Source organism: Haloarcula sp. K1, assembly GCF_001647155.1.
Classification (GTDB): Archaea; Halobacteriota; Halobacteria; order Halobacteriales; family Haloarculaceae; genus Haloarcula; species Haloarcula hispanica.
The window spans coordinates 177,826-193,056 of sequence record NZ_LRHL01000046.1 but is presented as its reverse complement, the minus strand read 5'-3'; the positions used below and the strand labels follow the sequence as shown (position 1 = coordinate 193,056).

23 protein-coding genes are annotated in these 15,231 nt (G+C 53.1%); 21 read left to right on the top strand and 2 right to left on the bottom strand.

Features of this window, described 5'->3' with window-relative positions; all coding sequences use genetic code 11:
• The first annotated feature begins 246 nt into the window (after positions 1-246).
• The gene (locus tag AV929_RS21120; protein WP_064289292.1) at positions 247-1,254 is read left to right on the top strand and encodes a hypothetical protein; all 1,008 of its coding nucleotides are present in this window, start codon (positions 247-249) and stop codon (positions 1,252-1,254) included.
• Positions 1,255-1,320: 66 nt separating this feature from the next.
• Here AV929_RS21120 and AV929_RS22850 read toward each other — a convergent pair whose 3' ends face one another.
• The gene (locus AV929_RS22850) at positions 1,321-1,449 is read right to left on the bottom strand and encodes a hypothetical protein (protein WP_255359485.1); all 129 of its coding nucleotides are present in this window, start codon (positions 1,447-1,449) and stop codon (positions 1,321-1,323) included.
• A gap of 36 nt (positions 1,450-1,485) precedes the next feature.
• Here AV929_RS22850 and AV929_RS21115 point away from each other — a divergent pair, with 36 nt between their 5' ends.
• The 13 genes from AV929_RS21115 (at position 1,486) to AV929_RS21055 (ending at position 10,147) form a co-directional block, all read left to right on the top strand.
• The gene (locus tag AV929_RS21115) at positions 1,486-1,956 is read left to right on the top strand and encodes a DNA-binding protein (RefSeq protein ID WP_230458933.1); all 471 of its coding nucleotides are present in this window, start codon (positions 1,486-1,488) and stop codon (positions 1,954-1,956) included.
• Positions 1,957-1,959: 3 nt separating this feature from the next.
• Positions 1,960-2,193 (top strand): hypothetical protein, encoded by a 234-nt coding sequence (locus AV929_RS21110; protein ID WP_064289290.1) that lies wholly within the window; start codon positions 1,960-1,962, stop codon positions 2,191-2,193.
• Between the two features lie 1,106 nt (positions 2,194-3,299).
• Positions 3,300-4,142 carry a hypothetical protein gene (locus AV929_RS21105; protein WP_064289289.1) on the top strand — a complete coding sequence of 281 codons (843 nt, stop codon included), beginning with the start codon at positions 3,300-3,302 and terminating at the stop codon, positions 4,140-4,142.
• 109 nt (positions 4,143-4,251) lie between these two features.
• The gene (locus AV929_RS21100) at positions 4,252-4,467 is read left to right on the top strand and encodes a hypothetical protein (RefSeq protein ID WP_064289288.1); all 216 of its coding nucleotides are present in this window, start codon (positions 4,252-4,254) and stop codon (positions 4,465-4,467) included.
• 23 nt (positions 4,468-4,490) lie between these two features.
• Positions 4,491-5,309 (top strand): DNA adenine methylase, encoded by an 819-nt coding sequence (locus tag AV929_RS21095; protein ID WP_064289287.1) that lies wholly within the window; start codon positions 4,491-4,493, stop codon positions 5,307-5,309.
• Positions 5,310-6,194 (top strand): DNA adenine methylase, encoded by an 885-nt coding sequence (locus AV929_RS21090; protein WP_064289286.1) that lies wholly within the window; start codon positions 5,310-5,312, stop codon positions 6,192-6,194.
• Positions 6,195-6,252: 58 nt separating this feature from the next.
• Positions 6,253-6,756 (top strand): ASCH domain-containing protein, encoded by a 504-nt coding sequence (locus tag AV929_RS21085; RefSeq protein WP_064289285.1) that lies wholly within the window; start codon positions 6,253-6,255, stop codon positions 6,754-6,756.
• A gap of 116 nt (positions 6,757-6,872) precedes the next feature.
• Positions 6,873-7,208: a hypothetical protein gene (locus AV929_RS21080; RefSeq protein ID WP_064289284.1), complete on the top strand. Its 336-nt coding sequence runs from the start codon at positions 6,873-6,875 to the stop codon at positions 7,206-7,208.
• A 6-nt stretch (positions 7,209-7,214) separates the two neighbouring features.
• Positions 7,215-7,571 (top strand): hypothetical protein, encoded by a 357-nt coding sequence (locus AV929_RS21075; RefSeq protein ID WP_064289283.1) that lies wholly within the window; start codon positions 7,215-7,217, stop codon positions 7,569-7,571.
• Positions 7,572-7,629: 58 nt separating this feature from the next.
• Complete coding sequence (locus tag AV929_RS21070) at positions 7,630-8,304, top strand: helix-turn-helix domain-containing protein (RefSeq protein WP_064289282.1); 675 nt, start codon at positions 7,630-7,632, stop codon at positions 8,302-8,304.
• A gap of 3 nt (positions 8,305-8,307) precedes the next feature.
• Positions 8,308-9,006, top strand: a complete 699-nt coding sequence (locus AV929_RS21065) for a nucleotidyl transferase AbiEii/AbiGii toxin family protein (protein WP_064289281.1) — start codon at positions 8,308-8,310, stop codon at positions 9,004-9,006.
• Between the two features lie 35 nt (positions 9,007-9,041).
• Complete coding sequence (locus AV929_RS21060) at positions 9,042-9,245, top strand: hypothetical protein (RefSeq protein WP_064289280.1); 204 nt, start codon at positions 9,042-9,044, stop codon at positions 9,243-9,245.
• A gap of 416 nt (positions 9,246-9,661) precedes the next feature.
• Positions 9,662-10,147 carry a hypothetical protein gene (locus AV929_RS21055; RefSeq protein WP_064289279.1) on the top strand — a complete coding sequence of 162 codons (486 nt, stop codon included), beginning with the start codon at positions 9,662-9,664 and terminating at the stop codon, positions 10,145-10,147.
• Positions 10,148-10,230: 83 nt separating this feature from the next.
• Here AV929_RS21055 and AV929_RS21050 read toward each other — a convergent pair whose 3' ends face one another.
• Positions 10,231-10,398 (bottom strand): hypothetical protein, encoded by a 168-nt coding sequence (locus tag AV929_RS21050; protein ID WP_064289278.1) that lies wholly within the window; start codon positions 10,396-10,398, stop codon positions 10,231-10,233.
• A 270-nt stretch (positions 10,399-10,668) separates the two neighbouring features.
• On the opposite strand from AV929_RS21050, the gene AV929_RS21045 reads away from it, so the two are divergent.
• The 7 genes from AV929_RS21045 (at position 10,669) to AV929_RS22115 (ending at position 15,227) form a co-directional block, all read left to right on the top strand.
• Positions 10,669-11,775, top strand: a complete 1,107-nt coding sequence (locus tag AV929_RS21045) for a transcription initiation factor IIB family protein (RefSeq protein ID WP_080510124.1) — start codon at positions 10,669-10,671, stop codon at positions 11,773-11,775.
• 204 nt (positions 11,776-11,979) lie between these two features.
• Positions 11,980-12,423 (top strand): dual specificity protein phosphatase family protein, encoded by a 444-nt coding sequence (locus AV929_RS21040; protein ID WP_155120807.1) that lies wholly within the window; start codon positions 11,980-11,982, stop codon positions 12,421-12,423.
• 105 nt (positions 12,424-12,528) lie between these two features.
• Entirely contained in the window at positions 12,529-12,846 is a 318-nt protein-coding gene (locus tag AV929_RS22120; protein ID WP_155120806.1) for a hypothetical protein, read from the top strand.
• A gap of 14 nt (positions 12,847-12,860) precedes the next feature.
• Positions 12,861-13,058, top strand: a complete 198-nt coding sequence (locus AV929_RS21030; RefSeq protein WP_064289274.1) for a hypothetical protein — start codon at positions 12,861-12,863, stop codon at positions 13,056-13,058.
• Between the two features lie 498 nt (positions 13,059-13,556).
• The gene (locus AV929_RS21025; RefSeq protein WP_155120805.1) at positions 13,557-14,138 is read left to right on the top strand and encodes a hypothetical protein; all 582 of its coding nucleotides are present in this window, start codon (positions 13,557-13,559) and stop codon (positions 14,136-14,138) included.
• A gap of 193 nt (positions 14,139-14,331) precedes the next feature.
• Positions 14,332-14,928, top strand: a complete 597-nt coding sequence (locus AV929_RS21020; protein ID WP_064289272.1) for a hypothetical protein — start codon at positions 14,332-14,334, stop codon at positions 14,926-14,928.
• 65 nt (positions 14,929-14,993) lie between these two features.
• Positions 14,994-15,227 carry a hypothetical protein gene (locus AV929_RS22115; RefSeq protein ID WP_155120804.1) on the top strand — a complete coding sequence of 78 codons (234 nt, stop codon included), beginning with the start codon at positions 14,994-14,996 and terminating at the stop codon, positions 15,225-15,227.
• Positions 15,228-15,231: the final 4 nt, after the last annotated feature.

Here is a 15,231-nt window from a genome sequence, read left to right as displayed (position 1 = left end):
AAAAAAAAGATTCCTGTGAAGGCACAAGCCCCTCAGAATCCCTTAAGTCAATACCAGAACACTTGCAGAGCGGTGTGTCCGGTCACATACTCCAAATCGTAAGTATAGAATATAGGTGGTTAAAGCCCTATCAGCCGGGGATTTTGTATCTCCCTTAGGAGGTGAGGGAGTGAAGAAAAAGGGCGGGTAGAGCCCCAATTCCCCGTATCAAAAATCGGGTTCACTCCGAGAGCGATATTAGAAACTATGAGTGACGTAGCTAACGCAGCATCGGATCTAGTCGATGAGTTCGACGAACACCTAAGCCTCGAACAGGACGAGGTCGAAGACAAAATCACGGGGCTAATCAGCAAGTACAGTCTCCCTCTTGACGAGGCAAAACGAAACGTTCGAAACGAGTACCTTGATGCCGCCGGACTCGAGGACACGAACGGAGTCCCCCCGGCGTCCGGAGAGGACAGCGAATTCGACCCAACCCCAGTCGAAGAAATCAATGCGGACAACGAGTGGCACGACCTGCGTGTCGAACTTGTCCAGCTATGGGACCCGAACAGCGACCAGATGGAGCAGGTCGGACTCATCGGTGACGAGACTGATGTCATCAAATTCACCCTCTGGAAGGACACCGAAGGCATCCCACCGCTTGAGGAGGGTAAAACGTACCACATCCGCAACGTGGTCACAGACGAATACAATGGTCGCTATTCAGTCAAGTTCACGAAAGCCTCCAGCATCGAAGTCACAGAAGACGACGAAATCACGGGCAACAGCGGCGAAGAGACCGTCGAAGGGATGCTCGTCGATGTGAAGACCGGGTCGGGCCTCATCAAGCGCTGCCCAGAGGACGACTGCACACGCGTCATCAAGAACAGCCGCTGTAGCGAACACGGCGAGGTCGAAGGTGAGTTCGACCTTCGTATCAAGGGCGTCCTCGACGACGGTTACGTGGCGCAGGATGTCGTCTTCGGGGAAGAGACAACTACTGAAGTGACAGGTATCTCGCTTGAAGAAGCGCAAGACCTTGCGATGGACGCACTCGATACGAGCGTCGTCGAGCAGGAGGTCAAAAATGAAGTCATCGGTCAATACTTCCGAATCGAGGGGCCGAAACTCGGTCGGAACATCGTCGTGAATGATGTGAAAGCCGTCAATAATGTTGACGAAGACACTCTCCAGGCGCTCAAGATCCACCTCGAAGAAGCAGTCGACGCCGACAAGGACACCGATACAGGCCAATCCGAGGCCTCAGCGTGAAAGTAATCAAGCAGCAACCAACCATAATCTGATTCAACATTACTCATGAGCCAGAGTCAATCCCAATCACAGCCGCAGCGTAACGAAGCCGTCCGCATGTTCGCAGATGAGTTCAACGAAGCCAGCATCGAGTTCCAAGAGCAGGAAGATGTCGACGACGAGGATGGGGAGAATAGTCGCGCTCCCAAATACCACTTACTTCCGTCAGGGGGTTGCGCGAACCGGGTCCTGATGATGGGCACGGTTACCGAAATCGATCAAGTCAGCGAGAGTCCGATCACGCTTCGAGCGAAAATTGTCGACCAAACAGGGAACTTCTTCACCTACGCGGGAAAGTACAACCCTGACGAAGTCAGCTACCTTCAGAACCTTGAGGCTCCCGAGCATGTGATGGTGGTAGGCAAACCGAACACCTACACAACAGACGAGGGCGACACCTACGTCTCGGTCGAGCCGGAGAACATTACTGTCGTCGAAAAGGCGACACGCGACCGTTGGACAGCAGAAACCGCTATGCAAACACTTGACCGGATCGACGCCTTCCGCAAAGGCGAAGCACCATATGGAAACGAGGCGGCCCAGTACTACGACTTCGACCACGAAGACTTCGTGAATGACATCAAAGAAATCGGTACAGAAATCATCAACGAGAATACCGACGAGACCGACTCAGCGGCACAACCACAAGCACCATCGGCCTGAACAATGACGCTCAAAAAGTACGAGGAGCTCGGTCAGTTCGACCACTACATCCGACTCATCGACGAAATCGGCCTCGTAGACGAGTTCGAAGACAAATGGGGTGAGTCCTTTGACGAGTTCGAACTAGAGGTCAGCGAAAGCATCGTCATCGAGGAAACGCTGGATGCTGCCGAAGACACCTATGTCTTAATCATCAACGAGCGACCACCAGCGTATCGCGTCCTCCTGCTTGAGTAATCCGGAAGCAAACTTTCAATAACCTGCCGCCAAATAGAGTCCAAGTGTGACCAGAGACTTATTGGAAGTTCCTCCCACGTACTTCCGTGGTCAGGAGTGGGTTCGACTCCCATCTCTGGCGTCAGTCGTTCCCTTGCCCAGGGGAACGGCAAGGCCCGATCGGTACATCAGGCACTGCTCCCCAAAGTGCCAAGTACCGGCGTAGGTCGAGGTTCCACCCAGACACAATCCTCGCAGCTTTTCTCTGCGAGGGTTCCCCACCCCCATGCAGCATACCTTTCAAATAGAGCCGCCAATTCAGATCCATTCGCATAGGTTACCGTTCCCAGATTCATCTGATGAGATCATATAGTAGCGGTTTATGTACTTCTTTTCGGGGATGTACTGAATAACAATTCCGTACTAGCAACTACTGATATAGCAGCTGTATGTCTGATCTGGAGGTTTTGTCCAGATGAAACAAGGGGGTTCGAAGCGATGGAAAACAAAATCAGCCTACACAAACGACGTTCTCCTTGGTAGCGTAATAGCCCCTGTCGTAGGTTTATACCCCTCAGAATTCGGTAGAGGAATCTATATTAGCCTTGTAAAAGGCGAGTGGCTTCGAGGCAGAATCACCTGATTGCTTCGAGGCAGAATCACCTGATTGCTTCGAGGCAGAATCACCTGATTGCTTCGAGGCAGAATCGCCTGATTGCTTCGAGACAGACACAATACCATCTATGAGTCCGAACACATCTACGCAAGAGAACATGCAGATTGAACAGACTGTGGGTGTAGATACTCGTTCAGACGCGCTGAGTCTGAACTCCCACAGTAACGTAAGCGGGGAGATACCAGTTGTCTACTGGGGTGTATCTTCTGGCAGCTCAATTAAATCACTCCGTATCGCGTCAAGAGGGGAGCAAGTCAAAGATCACGGCCACACCATCGACGGCTCGGAATTTCCTACGCCGACACACGCTGAGATCAGTTTTGCCACGAGGAACAAGAACGCTCTCTGGAAAGGCCCCCAGTGGTTGATCGACTGTGGTGGATTCACGGAACTTTCCCGTTCCGATGATGGCACGTACTCCTCGGATCTCTCTACCTATATTGAGTACCTTATGCAGCACCTTAACGATGGGATCGAGATCAAATACTGGGCGCTGCGGGACTGGCCAATCACCGATGAACTTCTCCGCAAACACGGGCGAACCGAACGGGACCACCAGCGGTGGACGATTCGCGACCACTGGAGATCGCTCGAATTGGCCGAGAAATGTGGACTACTAGACCGTAGCGGCGTCGAACCAATCGCCGTGCTCCAAGGCGAAGACGTGGCTGGGTATCTCTGGATGCTCGACCATCTCCGTGAGAACGGACTGCTTACAGACCACGTCTGCCTCGGGTCAATCAAGAAGCTGGACCACCACCAAGTGCAGGACATCGCAGAAGCCGTCCGTGACGCACTCCCCAGTAAGTACACGCTTCACGGTCTTGGCATCACGAAGCGCCATCTCCAGTACCCCGGTATCCGCGAGCACTTCGACACCATCGACACGCAAGCGTGGAACAAGCAAACGAATCAACTGTCCACTGATCTTGAACCGGTCAAAAACACATGGATCGGGTACATCTGGGCGTTCCGCAAGTACGTCGAAAAGCTCCAGCAGCAGACGGAAACGACGTCCGAGTCCAGACAGGGAACAGGTACCAAACTCTTCGACTTCGCGGGGGGCCAGCAGTCGGTCGCCGGGCACTCAGACAGTCCGCTCAACGAGTGCGTATGCGGAACAACAATCGACCCGAACGCGATTTTAGACTATTACGACGACTCCGTAAATACGGAGAACACCAACCCCCTTGATGCACTCGATATGGCGGAGTGTCGGCACTGTCGGCGTCGTATCCTCAACCTCTCGATGCAGTGTCTCGACGACGTTCCAGACCGATTCGGCCCAACCTGACCCGAGGGATGGGTTTGTAAACTCCCACGGGGGTAGAGGGTATAGAAGATAAGGTACCAGCATATCGGCGCTGTTGCCTCGAGGAAGACGTAGAAGGAAATCACCAACAGTGCAAGAAAGCGTCCCAGACCTGATCGACGAAATCGAATCGCTTGAAACCGTCAACTCCATCGAGGCCGTTCTCGTGGAGGCCGAGCCGGACGAATCCGCGTCCGTTGGTGACGTGCTTCGGTTCAACGCCGACGAGACGGACTACGACATCAAGCTCCCCGCCCGCCGAAAAAAAGGTGAGGTGAGGACCTCAGATACACCACCGAACGAATGATGGATTCTCGCACAAACTCCCCAGTGTCCAGCCTGTTCAGCCAGCCTACGTTCACTCCGCAGGCCGAAACAGCTCCAGCAGTAAACCAACTCGCCAACGATATCGTCGAGTTGCTTCCAGACCATGAGACGTATGTCGAACCGTGCGCGTCCCGTGGGACGCTCCTCGGCGTGAAGCCAGCGAGTCGAAACGAGATTGTTAACGACGTCCACGGCGATCTCCTCCACCTGTATAACACTATCAAGGACGAGCACAGCGAACTTGTCCGATTCCTTGCGGAATCTCCACTCGATTCAAGCCTTCAAGCAGAGTGGGAGAAGACGTTCCTACGAGGCTATCGGCATACAGACGACATCGTTCGCGCAGCTCAGTTCTTCGTTCAGTTTGCATCTCCCTCATCCGTGACAGGGAGTATCGATGACAGTCAGGACGCAATCGGAGAACACCTCCGAGAGTTTAAGCGTCGGTTCGACGATGTGCTAATCGAGGCCAAGACACCGCACGAATTGATGGGCGCATATGAGGACGATTCCGTCTGTATGTTCATCAACCCGCCGTACGACGGCAGCCGGTACGAATACGCGAATAGGTCGTTAGACCTCCTGATTATGGAGCATCTGATGGAGTGGCAAAGCGGCGTCGGCGGCGAGCCCTACTGGGCGCTACTCACGAAACAGTCACCCAGTCCTATTTCGATGCTCCCAACAACCGACCTCAGCGGGAATACGCTGACGCGGAACTACAGTTTCAATCTTGAATCCACCTCACCCTTCCTCGAGGCAGATTCCACCGAGAACGGCATTACCCACCTCTCGGCATTCAGTGAACAGGAGGTAGCCTAGATGCCACGCGCTTCAGCCCCGTTCCCGTGGCCGGGAAACAAAGGTGGGCTCGCAGACTGGGTTCTCGACATCTTTCCTCGCCACGACACATACATCGACGTCTTCGGTGGGTCCGGAGCACTCCTCTTCGAGAAGATACCCGCAGAAACCGAGATCTACAACGACGCCGACGCCGACCTCGTGCAGTTTATGACCACCCTCCGTGACGCTTCCGAAGAACTCATCGACCGCCTCCAGATGATTCCGTACGCTCGTGAACTCCATCACGAGTGGACAACCGATTTCTTCGAGGGACACCGTCCAAGTGACCGAGTCGAACGGGCTGCACGATACTACTTCATCCGGCGTGCTCAATACGGCGGAGAGGCGGCGAAGAAAGCCGGGTTCCGAGCGACCGTCAGTGGTCGACGGAATCCAGCCCGTCAGTGGAACAACTCAATCCAGCGACTCCCCAATTTCGCACGCCGCCTACAAAGAGTACAGATCGAATGCCAAGACTACGCTGACCTCTTGACGGATGCCGCCTCCGGCACCCACTCTACGGTCGTATATTGTGACCCTCCATACCGAGATTCCACGAATCGCTACCAGCTCCGAGGCACACATGATTCGCAGGCGAAGTCGTCATCGAGTCCGGCATTCGACTTCGGGAAGTTCACAGCAATCATTAGAGAATTCGCCCGACAGCAGAACGGACCTCGCATTATCGTCTCCACCGACGTGATCCCCTCCAAGTTGGACTTCCTCCATCGCGTGTCGAAGGGGAGCAACTTCTCGATGAACGCAGCAGACGGAACGAAAGAGACGACAGAACATCTGCTAACGAATTTCGACCCAGAAGCCACTCCATCGCATACAGAAAACGCGAATCTAACTGCGTTCTAACCCCCGCTATCCAGCAATATCAGCCGGAATTTTATATTATCCCTCTTTAAGTGAGAGTATGGAGACACAAACGAGGATAGATCCGGAGATAGGGATAGACCCGCTCCGGGACAAGCCCGTCGTTTTACTCAGCATCAAAGAGCGATGGGCGAATGCCATCCTAGACGGTGAGAAACGCTACGAGTACCGCCGACGACCCCCGGCACAGGACCCGCCGTATCGCGGCGTGCTATACGCTACGGGCGGCCTGGGCGCTATCGTCGGCGGCTTCGAGACACACACTGTCACCGAAGCACCCGTCGACGAACTCATCGAACAGACAGTTCGTTTCACGCCCCACAAAACGGACGATCTCAAAGACTACTTCAAAGGCAAAGAAACCGGGTCAGCGATCCGAATTGACGGCTGGCTTAGTTACGACGAGCCAGTTTCTCTAAACGACCTTCAGAGCGCCAACGCGGAGTTCACAGTTCCGCAGAACTTCCGATATCTCCGCCCGGACGAGGACGTGGAACTTCTCAACCAACTCCCCTATGACCGGGGTGTTCCATTTGAGCGATAGCAGAGTGACTGTCAACCGACTCAACGAGATAACGGTCTCCGAACGCACATTCGTACTAACGAACCTTTCCGAGAATAAAGCTGAGTATGTTTCTACCTCCCGTATTCGGGTGAAGGATGGAAGTGCCAGAGTATCTTCAGATAGTGTTAGAAGAGGCAGAAAACCGACTTGCTGCCAGCGAGAAATCGCCGTCAACGATCGCTAGTAGGATCGCAGAGGAACACGACGAACTCACAAGCCCGCTTCGCGTTAAGAACCGCTTTGACAATCTCATTGTGCTCAAGGATATCCGCGACATCCACGACATCTGCGCCGACGAGTTAGACGCCTACCGTGTGACCTCCCCCAGTACCGGTTCCTGGGGTGAAGCGACTGTAGAAGCAGTCGTGCGCCGCTCACTTGAGGACCTCATCTGTACGCATCTCAGTGACGAACAGCCCAGGTTCATCTGAGTGAAGATGGACAAATCGACGGATGAATACGTTCAGGAAACCATCAAGATGGTCCTCTACGATTTTATCCACAATGAGGGGACCCCACACGTACACGACGCTGTTGAGATCAACAGCGGTTACTGCCGTAGGTTCGCCAGCCGTGTCCTCAAACGGCTTGGTTCCCTCTCTAAAGTAACTCGTCAAGATGCTGAAGATATACACACATGGGTCGAAGTTGACGGTCAACACTATGACGCGGAAGTAATTGGGGGCGTCGACGACCCGCATGACCTACCGATCTGGGAGCGACTCACCGATAGCCGTCGAGAGCACGCAGCAGAAGCCTGCAGCGTGCTCAACCCCGACGAATTCCGGGAATAGCCTCTCATGCGCTATGGGTAAATGTTTTTACTGTTCCCCGAATATTAGTAATTGAAAGATGTACGAAGTATTCGACGGAACGGCGGCACGGGTCCTCCTCGGTCTCAATAGCGGGGACTCGATTCGGAACGTCTCCCAGCGGATTGGGACGCCTTACGAAACAGTCCGGCAAGCAGTCAACCGGTTAGAAGCCGCTGGATTCGTCGAGTACGATGAGGGCCTGTATCTTACCGACGAAGAAGTTCGTGACCGCGCACTCAGTTTGTTGACGGCGAGCGCCCGCACAAGTAGTCCAACTATCGAGGAAGCATACACGCTTCCACACTTTACGGACCTGCAGTTCGCCTTCACTCGGATCGACGCTGTCTACGTGTGGACACAAGGTGGGTATCAAGTCGGTCGAGATCCAGACGACTATCCGCTGTTCCTCACCGTCCAGCAAGCAGATACCGACGCCTGGAGGGACTTCTTCAGCCAATTCAACATTCCCGTAGCAAACGAACGACAGCCTGCAGAGAGTAACGAAAGCGCGCTCCAGATTGTCTTGGAACCTCGCGACTGGCTCGATACCGATACTGTGGAAGGCTACCCCGTTATCCCCAGAAGCGAGACCATTGAGTACATGCAAGACAATTACGCCACCTTCGCGTCAGCGCTGGAGATGCTTGACCAAATGTATGAGGACCTATCACTCGATGTGAACTACAGTGAACACGACCACGCCACCCCATAAGATATGAGTTTCAACGACCGGAGTAACGCTCTTATCAGCCTCCTTGCCGATTTAAATGAGAGTCCCCACCAATTTGTTCTCGTCGGCGGGTACGCTGTCTCCGCATTCCAAACGCGGTTTTCGACTGACCTTGACATAGTTATCGCACCCGAGGATCGAGATGCCGTCATCGAGTTCCTCAAGGCTCAGGATTTTAAAAAAACAGAATCCCAAAGTAAGGAGTGGATCTACGACACCGAAGTCACTCAATACGAGAAGCGGCTTACCCCACAGCAACCAGTGGGTGTTGACCTCCTCATCAATGGTCTCGGTTGTCGACAGACGGAGGCACAGTGGTCGTTCAACTATCTCCTCAACCACAGCAAAAAGCAGACCATCAGCGGAGGGACAGAGGAAACAACTGCTCGGACCGTCATGGGTGATGTCCTTATTGCGGTAAAGCTTCATAGTGGGCGTGAAACCGACCTTCGTGACGTGCTCGCTATCGCGGGAGACGTCCCACTCACTCAGATAACGCCCCATCTCCATCGTGGTGACGAAGAGAAACTTCGCGACCAGCTAGAGCAAGGAGTCGAAATACTCGATAGCGACGAACTCCGACACGGATTCCGAAGTGACTTCGGGGCCTCAACAGTCTCTGAAGATACTGTCGAGCAGCTCAAGCAATACCTCGACGAGCAGATTGAGCGGCTTCCAAAGTGATTTTTATCTCCCAATGGAGCCAGAGGAGAGTAATAATGCACGCGCAGATATCCCTCACCACTTGGTGCTCGGACACCCGCCACATCTTCACTTTCATCGGAGATACGGAGCGAGGAACCATCTATCCTAAGGAGATGAACCAAGGGGGAGAACACTACCGAATTGGCTGGGATGACGTCCCCAACGAAGTCGAATCAGAGTTAGACGAGATGGGGGACTGGGAGTTCATCGAGGAATGATCGATGATGAGCTCGCGCCGACATATCGCTCACTACATCAGCAGTTGAGCAGCAAGGCTGAGGCTCCCTTGCGAAATATGGCCAACCGCTCGTCCAGGACTGCTTAGCTGAACTCCCGTCTGTGTGTTTCAGTCCAGCCGGACCGGTTGACCAGCGCTGTAATCGGCTCATGCTCAACGTACCCATCTATAGATGCCACCAACTCACGCGTCCAGATCCTCGCAAGTACCAACTCGTCCGACGACTGTTCAGCGTTAGAGTCCTGGATTGTAAGTGAGTTCCCCGACCACGAGAAGTAGATCGACTCATCGGAGACACGCTTTACACTCCGCTTATCGCCATCAACACCTGACGTAAACAGTGTCCTGAACAAAGACGAAATCAATCGACTCAGCAATTAAACCACAGAAAGAACGATGGGATTCATCACAAAAGAACTTGACGCCAGTATCGTAGACGCAATCAACGCTCTCCAAGGGGCTATCGAGAACAGTAATAATCCGGAGTGGGTTGCGCCGGTTCCACTTCTCGTTCAGGATGTCGGCAACCCCAACATCACGGGAACGTTCTGCGAGACAGCCCACGATGCTATAGATGCAGCTCATGACCACGACAGTAACACAGCCCATGTGACATCAGTGCTCAAGATCACGGATGCTGATACACTCGGTGACCCGGAGAATGGACCGTCGTTCAAATACGACCACATCGATAAACTCGCTGAACCCCCGAGTGAAGTAGCAGAGGCCTGTATGGACTGGTACTACCAGAATAACAGTTCCATCGAAGAAACGGACGGGATTATCTTTCGATATCTCGAAGGGTTTTACCTCCGGCTTTTCCTCTCACCAGAGGCAGAAATCGTTGACCACCGACTTCTCGCCCGGTATACCGACGAATAGCGACCGGAACGCTACCAGAGGGAAAAACAGCGTTACTGTGTTTCACGCTATTCAAGAATTCAACCAGAAGTTCTCTTCCCGTTCTACAGGTCGCGTGACTGCACCGTCTTCCGATCGTTCGCCGCTGCGCGTTCGGCGGCCTTGTCGACCAGTTCCGCGGCTTCCTCATCAAGCGCTTCGTAGAAGTCAGATGCAACGTTGTGGTCATCGAGATATTCCTTTACTGCTGCCTTGACAATTAGGTCAGACATTCCACTTGAGATGACAACAGAGTGGGTTATAAACATTCCTAAACTGGAATGGTTAAACTAGCGATTTCGGCCACTTCATACCTATTTCACCAGAAAAGAGGGATGGGTTTGTGCCTCTCCTTGGAAATTGGCAGAGAATAAGGAGAATCATCAAGAGACCATCGGAAACGTCCGAACACGCTCAGGCTCGATTTCAATGATTTCAACGCACTCAGACACATCTACTGGTCGAACAAACAGAAAGGACAGACAGCGATAGGAGGAATAAGCATGGAATCAACACGACACCAGACACAAGCAAGCAATACGGCGTCTGCAGGAACCCGCCAGCCGGTTTCGCAGGCAGAAACAGAGGCTCAGAGCACTTCCCACGAAAAAGAAGCTCTTGATAGCGGGGAGTGCCCAGAATGCGAAAGCCACCTCACAACAGACTCAGACGAACAATACTGTAAACAATGCGGGTACGTCGACGATTCTCCTACTATCGACCACGGTCCCGAGTGGCGAGCATACAACAGTGAGGGGAAAGCAAAAAAGTCGCGTGTTGGCTCCCCACTCACCGAAGCTCGGCACGATCGGGGACTATCAACGAACATCAGCTGGCAAGACAAGGACGCAAACGGAAACCCGTTATCATCCAAGCAACGCGCGAAGATGAACCGGCTGCGGACGTGGGATAAACGATACCAGACACAGAACCAGCGCGAGCGTAATCTCCGAAGCGGCATCACAGAGGTCAAGCGGATGGCGTCAGCACTCGGCCTTCCAAGAGATGCAGTCGAGACAGCTTCTGTTATTTTCCGCCAAGCGAGCAAGCAAGATCTTCTTCTCGGGCGATCAATTGAAGGCGTCGCAACTGCCGCACTCTACATCGCAGCTCGGATGGAGAAGATTCCACGGACGTACGATCAAGTAGAGACCGTCTCTCGCGTCGAAATTGAGCAGGTGAAACGGACTCAGCGCTATCTTGTGCACGAGCTCAATCTTGAGCTAGGGCCGGCATCTCCGAGGATTTACTTGCCGCAGTTCGCCAGCAAACTGGATCTTCCGCAAGAGCACATTCAAGAAGCGAACCGGCTTATCGACAATGTTGATGAGACCACGATGAGCGGTTACAAGCCCACGGGCCTTGCTGCTGCCGCGCTCTTTGCAGCAGGTCTAACTACTGGCCAATTGGTTACTCAAGCCAGTCTCGCAGAGATATCCGGTGTGACTAAAGTCACAATTCGCAACACGTACACGATCTACATCACTGCTGACGACTCGAATTCGCTTACGAGTGATAACGTCGATGAAATGAATTCGCTCGATGTCGCAAGCAAGTACAACCCAGGCGACAGCTATGAATATATCATTCACGGATACAGCGATAACTGAGAACAGTCTGGTTATTTTGAGCCGCTTGGTCCGTTTTCCCTCTCAAAAAGTAGTAGAGGGGGAAAACAGTGTGAAATAATAGATACTGAGAGGTCATTCAAGCACATATACAGCGAGGAACTCAACCACTCAATCTACACGCCTTCAGTCAACAATTGATAGAAAAATCTAAATTACCTCGTGCAGACTCATCATCAAGCGCAGATGGACAAGATTACAGAACACCTGTGGATTAGTGACGCAGAAAAAACCCGACAACTACCGGACAATCACCAGTTCGACGAAGTCGTAACCCTAGGATACTACGACGGGCTCGGTTTGGAGTGCCCGGAAGCATCAACAACTGGCGACGAGCTCACGTTTCTCGATGGTCCACACAACTACGAGAAGTTTGCAGCGGCAGTAGACTACGTACTGGAAGCACTCGAAGCAGGGGACACAGTACTCGTTCACTGCCAAGCCGGCATCTCTCGCTCCGGAGGAGTCTGTTCAGCAGCCTTAGCCATACACAAAGACCTCCCCGGTGAGCAAGCACTATCAATAGTTCAGCAAGCCCGGAAAAAGGTCTACCCCGAATCCGAGATTCGGGCAAGTATGAAGCGCTACATCGACGAGGCCACAGCAGAATCCGTTGCAGTCAAAAGATAGCTGTACAATCGGTTTTTATGACCCTTATTCTGGCGAAGGTTTTACTGAAAGATGGGACATGAAAGAGTTTTAACCGTCAAAACGACCGATAGTCGAATATACGCAGTGGACAAGTGGGAAAGTACCAACTGCTCACCAGCCACAAAAGAATGGAAGTATCCCGCCCGAATCAAAGACCTCGATAATGGCCGTAGGTTAGACCGCTGGGAGACAGCGGATCGTCCAGACTATGCGATCGCAAATATGGACAGCGTTCTTGAAATAGCCATTGAAGGCCTTGAACGGCTTCTCATCGACCATCATATCGACGCGGAGACCATCACTGTCACCCGAAACGTCAGCCTCTGTGAAAGCGAGCTCAAGAGCGAAGTCGATGTCGACGCTGAATTCGTCGATTCGTCACAGACTTCCATTCGAGCCTAATCCAAGAAACACCTATGAATTCACCATCAACCAGCGCTGAGACGAGTCGTAAAGACCCCGAGAAGCTTTCAGACGAAGACCTCGTGGATGTCTACTCGGAGGTAGCAGAAGCACCAACCTCAGGGTATTCAGTTGCCTACTACGACGCAATCGTTCAGGAAATGGCTGAACGGTTTGAGGCAAACGTTCTCAACAACACAAAGTCCGAATGACCTCACAACAACAAATGGGCGCGAATCCAATCCAGGAGCCGAACAATGTGTAGTCTCAGGGACTTCGGAGGCGGCATCAACGATGCTGGAGCCCAAGCAACGCCCAGTCGGTCTACTGTTTTCCCTCGTGGCCGATGTAAAGCAGTCATCGAGGACGGACACCAGATCCGACGCTGCCAGAACGATGCTGCCCGTGGACGAGACTGCTGCTACCAACACAACGACAAAAAGAACCAAGTCACAATCCACAGTGACCCTTTAGCCCTCCTTCGATTAGGTAGACAGCGGTCTGGGTCGTGCCGTGCTCTGAAAGAAGACGGAAAACGGTGCAACAACTCAACCACTGCCACAAAAATCCTCTGCGGAATTCATCAAGATACCCAAGACCCCGACATCGTACAGCCAACAGAGAAGGAACTCAATCAAGAACTCATTCACGAAGCACTCACCTCACTGGACGCTGCTGTGTATTAGCAGGAATACGGACGGTACTGGAAGATGTCGAAATCATTTACGGCTACAAACAACTCCGAAGCAGTTCTGTCACAAGCTGCTAACTCCGTCCTCGAGATGCCGCTCCCAGATGATCGACTTACAGATTCCACCCGTACAGCCGTGTATGAGGAGCTTTCGCAGCATCTTCCCGATGCCAAACCAATGGATCAAGGATACGGGCGGGCCGTCATCTGGGTGCCTGAGCTACCCCACCGTCAGCTCACTCCTCAGGAAGCGGAGCAGACCTACGACGGTCTGGTCCTCAAATTCGCGTACAACGATTTCGATGATGGGGGTGGCATCCGGCAGAACAAGACAGAGATCAGCATCTGGGAACGCGGAACGCCCATCATCAGCCGGGAACACCTCACACCCGTATTCGAATCTGGTACAGAAAGTCTCTGGCTCGCAATGCCATATCGGGATATGGTACGTCGATCGTGGTGGTTCGAAGACCAGATCATCAAAGTCTTTGGTGAAATCCCCCGCGGGGATATCGGCACGAAGCACTTCTGGGGAATTGAACCAACTGGCGGAATGGAGTGCTACGACTACGGGCGGTGTCCGACCAGTCCCACAGATTAATCGGCTCCATACATGGGTTTGTCCCTCTCCACGAGAGTAGAAGAGAAGCCCAATGTCAGAAACGTCGTCTTCTACCCTTAATAAATTCGAGACCGCCAACCAGCCCACTGCTGTCAATGAACTACCCCCAACTACCTCCAATGAGATTATCGAGGCCTTCCAGTCAATCGAACGGTGGCAATCAGCTGTTCGAGTGAACGAGAAGTCTGAAAAACTTCTCGTGGGGCGTTCTCCAAACCACAATCGAAAATCGTACCGGCTCTACCACTCTGAAGCCGGTGATTTCGGATTCGCTGGGAAACTCATCCACGAACAGACGTTCGGCCAGGAGACGGAACACCGTGTCGGGTTCGTGCCTGCCGGTGACACGCCGGGTGAAGAGACCGTTGTCGAAGCAGTCAGTAGTTTAGAGGTCCTCGATGACGGCCGAACAACGGAACTCGATAACGTTCTCCCAAGAATTCGTACCGCGCTGACGGACAGTGACTGGTCAAGTGGGTGTGCTGATACCGGCTATGGAGAGTGGATTCAGGCAGTAAATCTGCTCGCGGACTACCTCAACGAGTCATACAACGAGGGCGAGATCGTTCTCTCCACAAAGGCCGTGATGCAGGCGAAGGTGATGCACGCTATCGCCCGCTATCCCCTGAGTGCAGAAGACCTCCTCTCGCAAACGGCAAACAGTTTCAACGCTGGACTTGACGAAGGAGTCTACGAAGCTAGCCCGATGGCGCTCCGAGCAGTCCTACTCGCCTACGCTGACGAGGAAGCCCAAGCTGACGAATCGTAAAGAGAGCATCAAAGCGAAGTCCGTGTGTACCAGAACACCCGGAATACAAGAACAGGAGACTACAGATGGTTACCAACACCGCTACTGACGAACATACAGACATCGAAGAGACCGACCGTGTGTTCGTTCGCGCTCAAGGAGCCGACCTCGAACGCACCAGAACTGTAGATGAAGTCTACGATGGCCCCCACATCAAAACGTACGTCGTTGACTTCGACGGCTCCGGTGACGCCCACGTTTCCCGTGACCGTCTTCTCTCGGCTACAGAGACCAACAACGTATTCCATACCGACAACTAACGTC

Coding starts and splice junctions, on each gene's coding strand:
- AV929_RS21120 (WP_064289292.1), top strand. CDS start 247: ATGAGTGACGTAGCTAACGCAGCATCGGATCTAGTCGATGAGTTCGAC.
- AV929_RS21115 (WP_230458933.1), top strand. CDS start 1,486: ATGATGGGCACGGTTACCGAAATCGATCAAGTCAGCGAGAGTCCGATC.
- AV929_RS21110 (WP_064289290.1), top strand. CDS start 1,960: ATGACGCTCAAAAAGTACGAGGAGCTCGGTCAGTTCGACCACTACATC.
- AV929_RS21105 (WP_064289289.1), top strand. CDS start 3,300: ATGCAGCACCTTAACGATGGGATCGAGATCAAATACTGGGCGCTGCGG.
- AV929_RS21090 (WP_064289286.1), top strand. CDS start 5,310: ATGCCACGCGCTTCAGCCCCGTTCCCGTGGCCGGGAAACAAAGGTGGG.
- AV929_RS21085 (WP_064289285.1), top strand. CDS start 6,253: ATGGAGACACAAACGAGGATAGATCCGGAGATAGGGATAGACCCGCTC.
- AV929_RS21080 (WP_064289284.1), top strand. CDS start 6,873: ATGGAAGTGCCAGAGTATCTTCAGATAGTGTTAGAAGAGGCAGAAAAC.
- AV929_RS21075 (WP_064289283.1), top strand. CDS start 7,215: ATGGACAAATCGACGGATGAATACGTTCAGGAAACCATCAAGATGGTC.
- AV929_RS21070 (WP_064289282.1), top strand. CDS start 7,630: ATGTACGAAGTATTCGACGGAACGGCGGCACGGGTCCTCCTCGGTCTC.
- AV929_RS21065 (WP_064289281.1), top strand. CDS start 8,308: ATGAGTTTCAACGACCGGAGTAACGCTCTTATCAGCCTCCTTGCCGAT.
- AV929_RS21060 (WP_064289280.1), top strand. CDS start 9,042: ATGCACGCGCAGATATCCCTCACCACTTGGTGCTCGGACACCCGCCAC.
- AV929_RS21055 (WP_064289279.1), top strand. CDS start 9,662: ATGGGATTCATCACAAAAGAACTTGACGCCAGTATCGTAGACGCAATC.
- AV929_RS21050 (WP_064289278.1), bottom strand. CDS start 10,398: ATGTCTGACCTAATTGTCAAGGCAGCAGTAAAGGAATATCTCGATGAC.
- AV929_RS21045 (WP_080510124.1), top strand. CDS start 10,669: ATGGAATCAACACGACACCAGACACAAGCAAGCAATACGGCGTCTGCA.
- AV929_RS21040 (WP_155120807.1), top strand. CDS start 11,980: ATGGACAAGATTACAGAACACCTGTGGATTAGTGACGCAGAAAAAACC.
- AV929_RS21030 (WP_064289274.1), top strand. CDS start 12,861: ATGAATTCACCATCAACCAGCGCTGAGACGAGTCGTAAAGACCCCGAG.
- AV929_RS21025 (WP_155120805.1), top strand. CDS start 13,557: ATGTCGAAATCATTTACGGCTACAAACAACTCCGAAGCAGTTCTGTCA.
- AV929_RS22115 (WP_155120804.1), top strand. CDS start 14,994: ATGGTTACCAACACCGCTACTGACGAACATACAGACATCGAAGAGACC.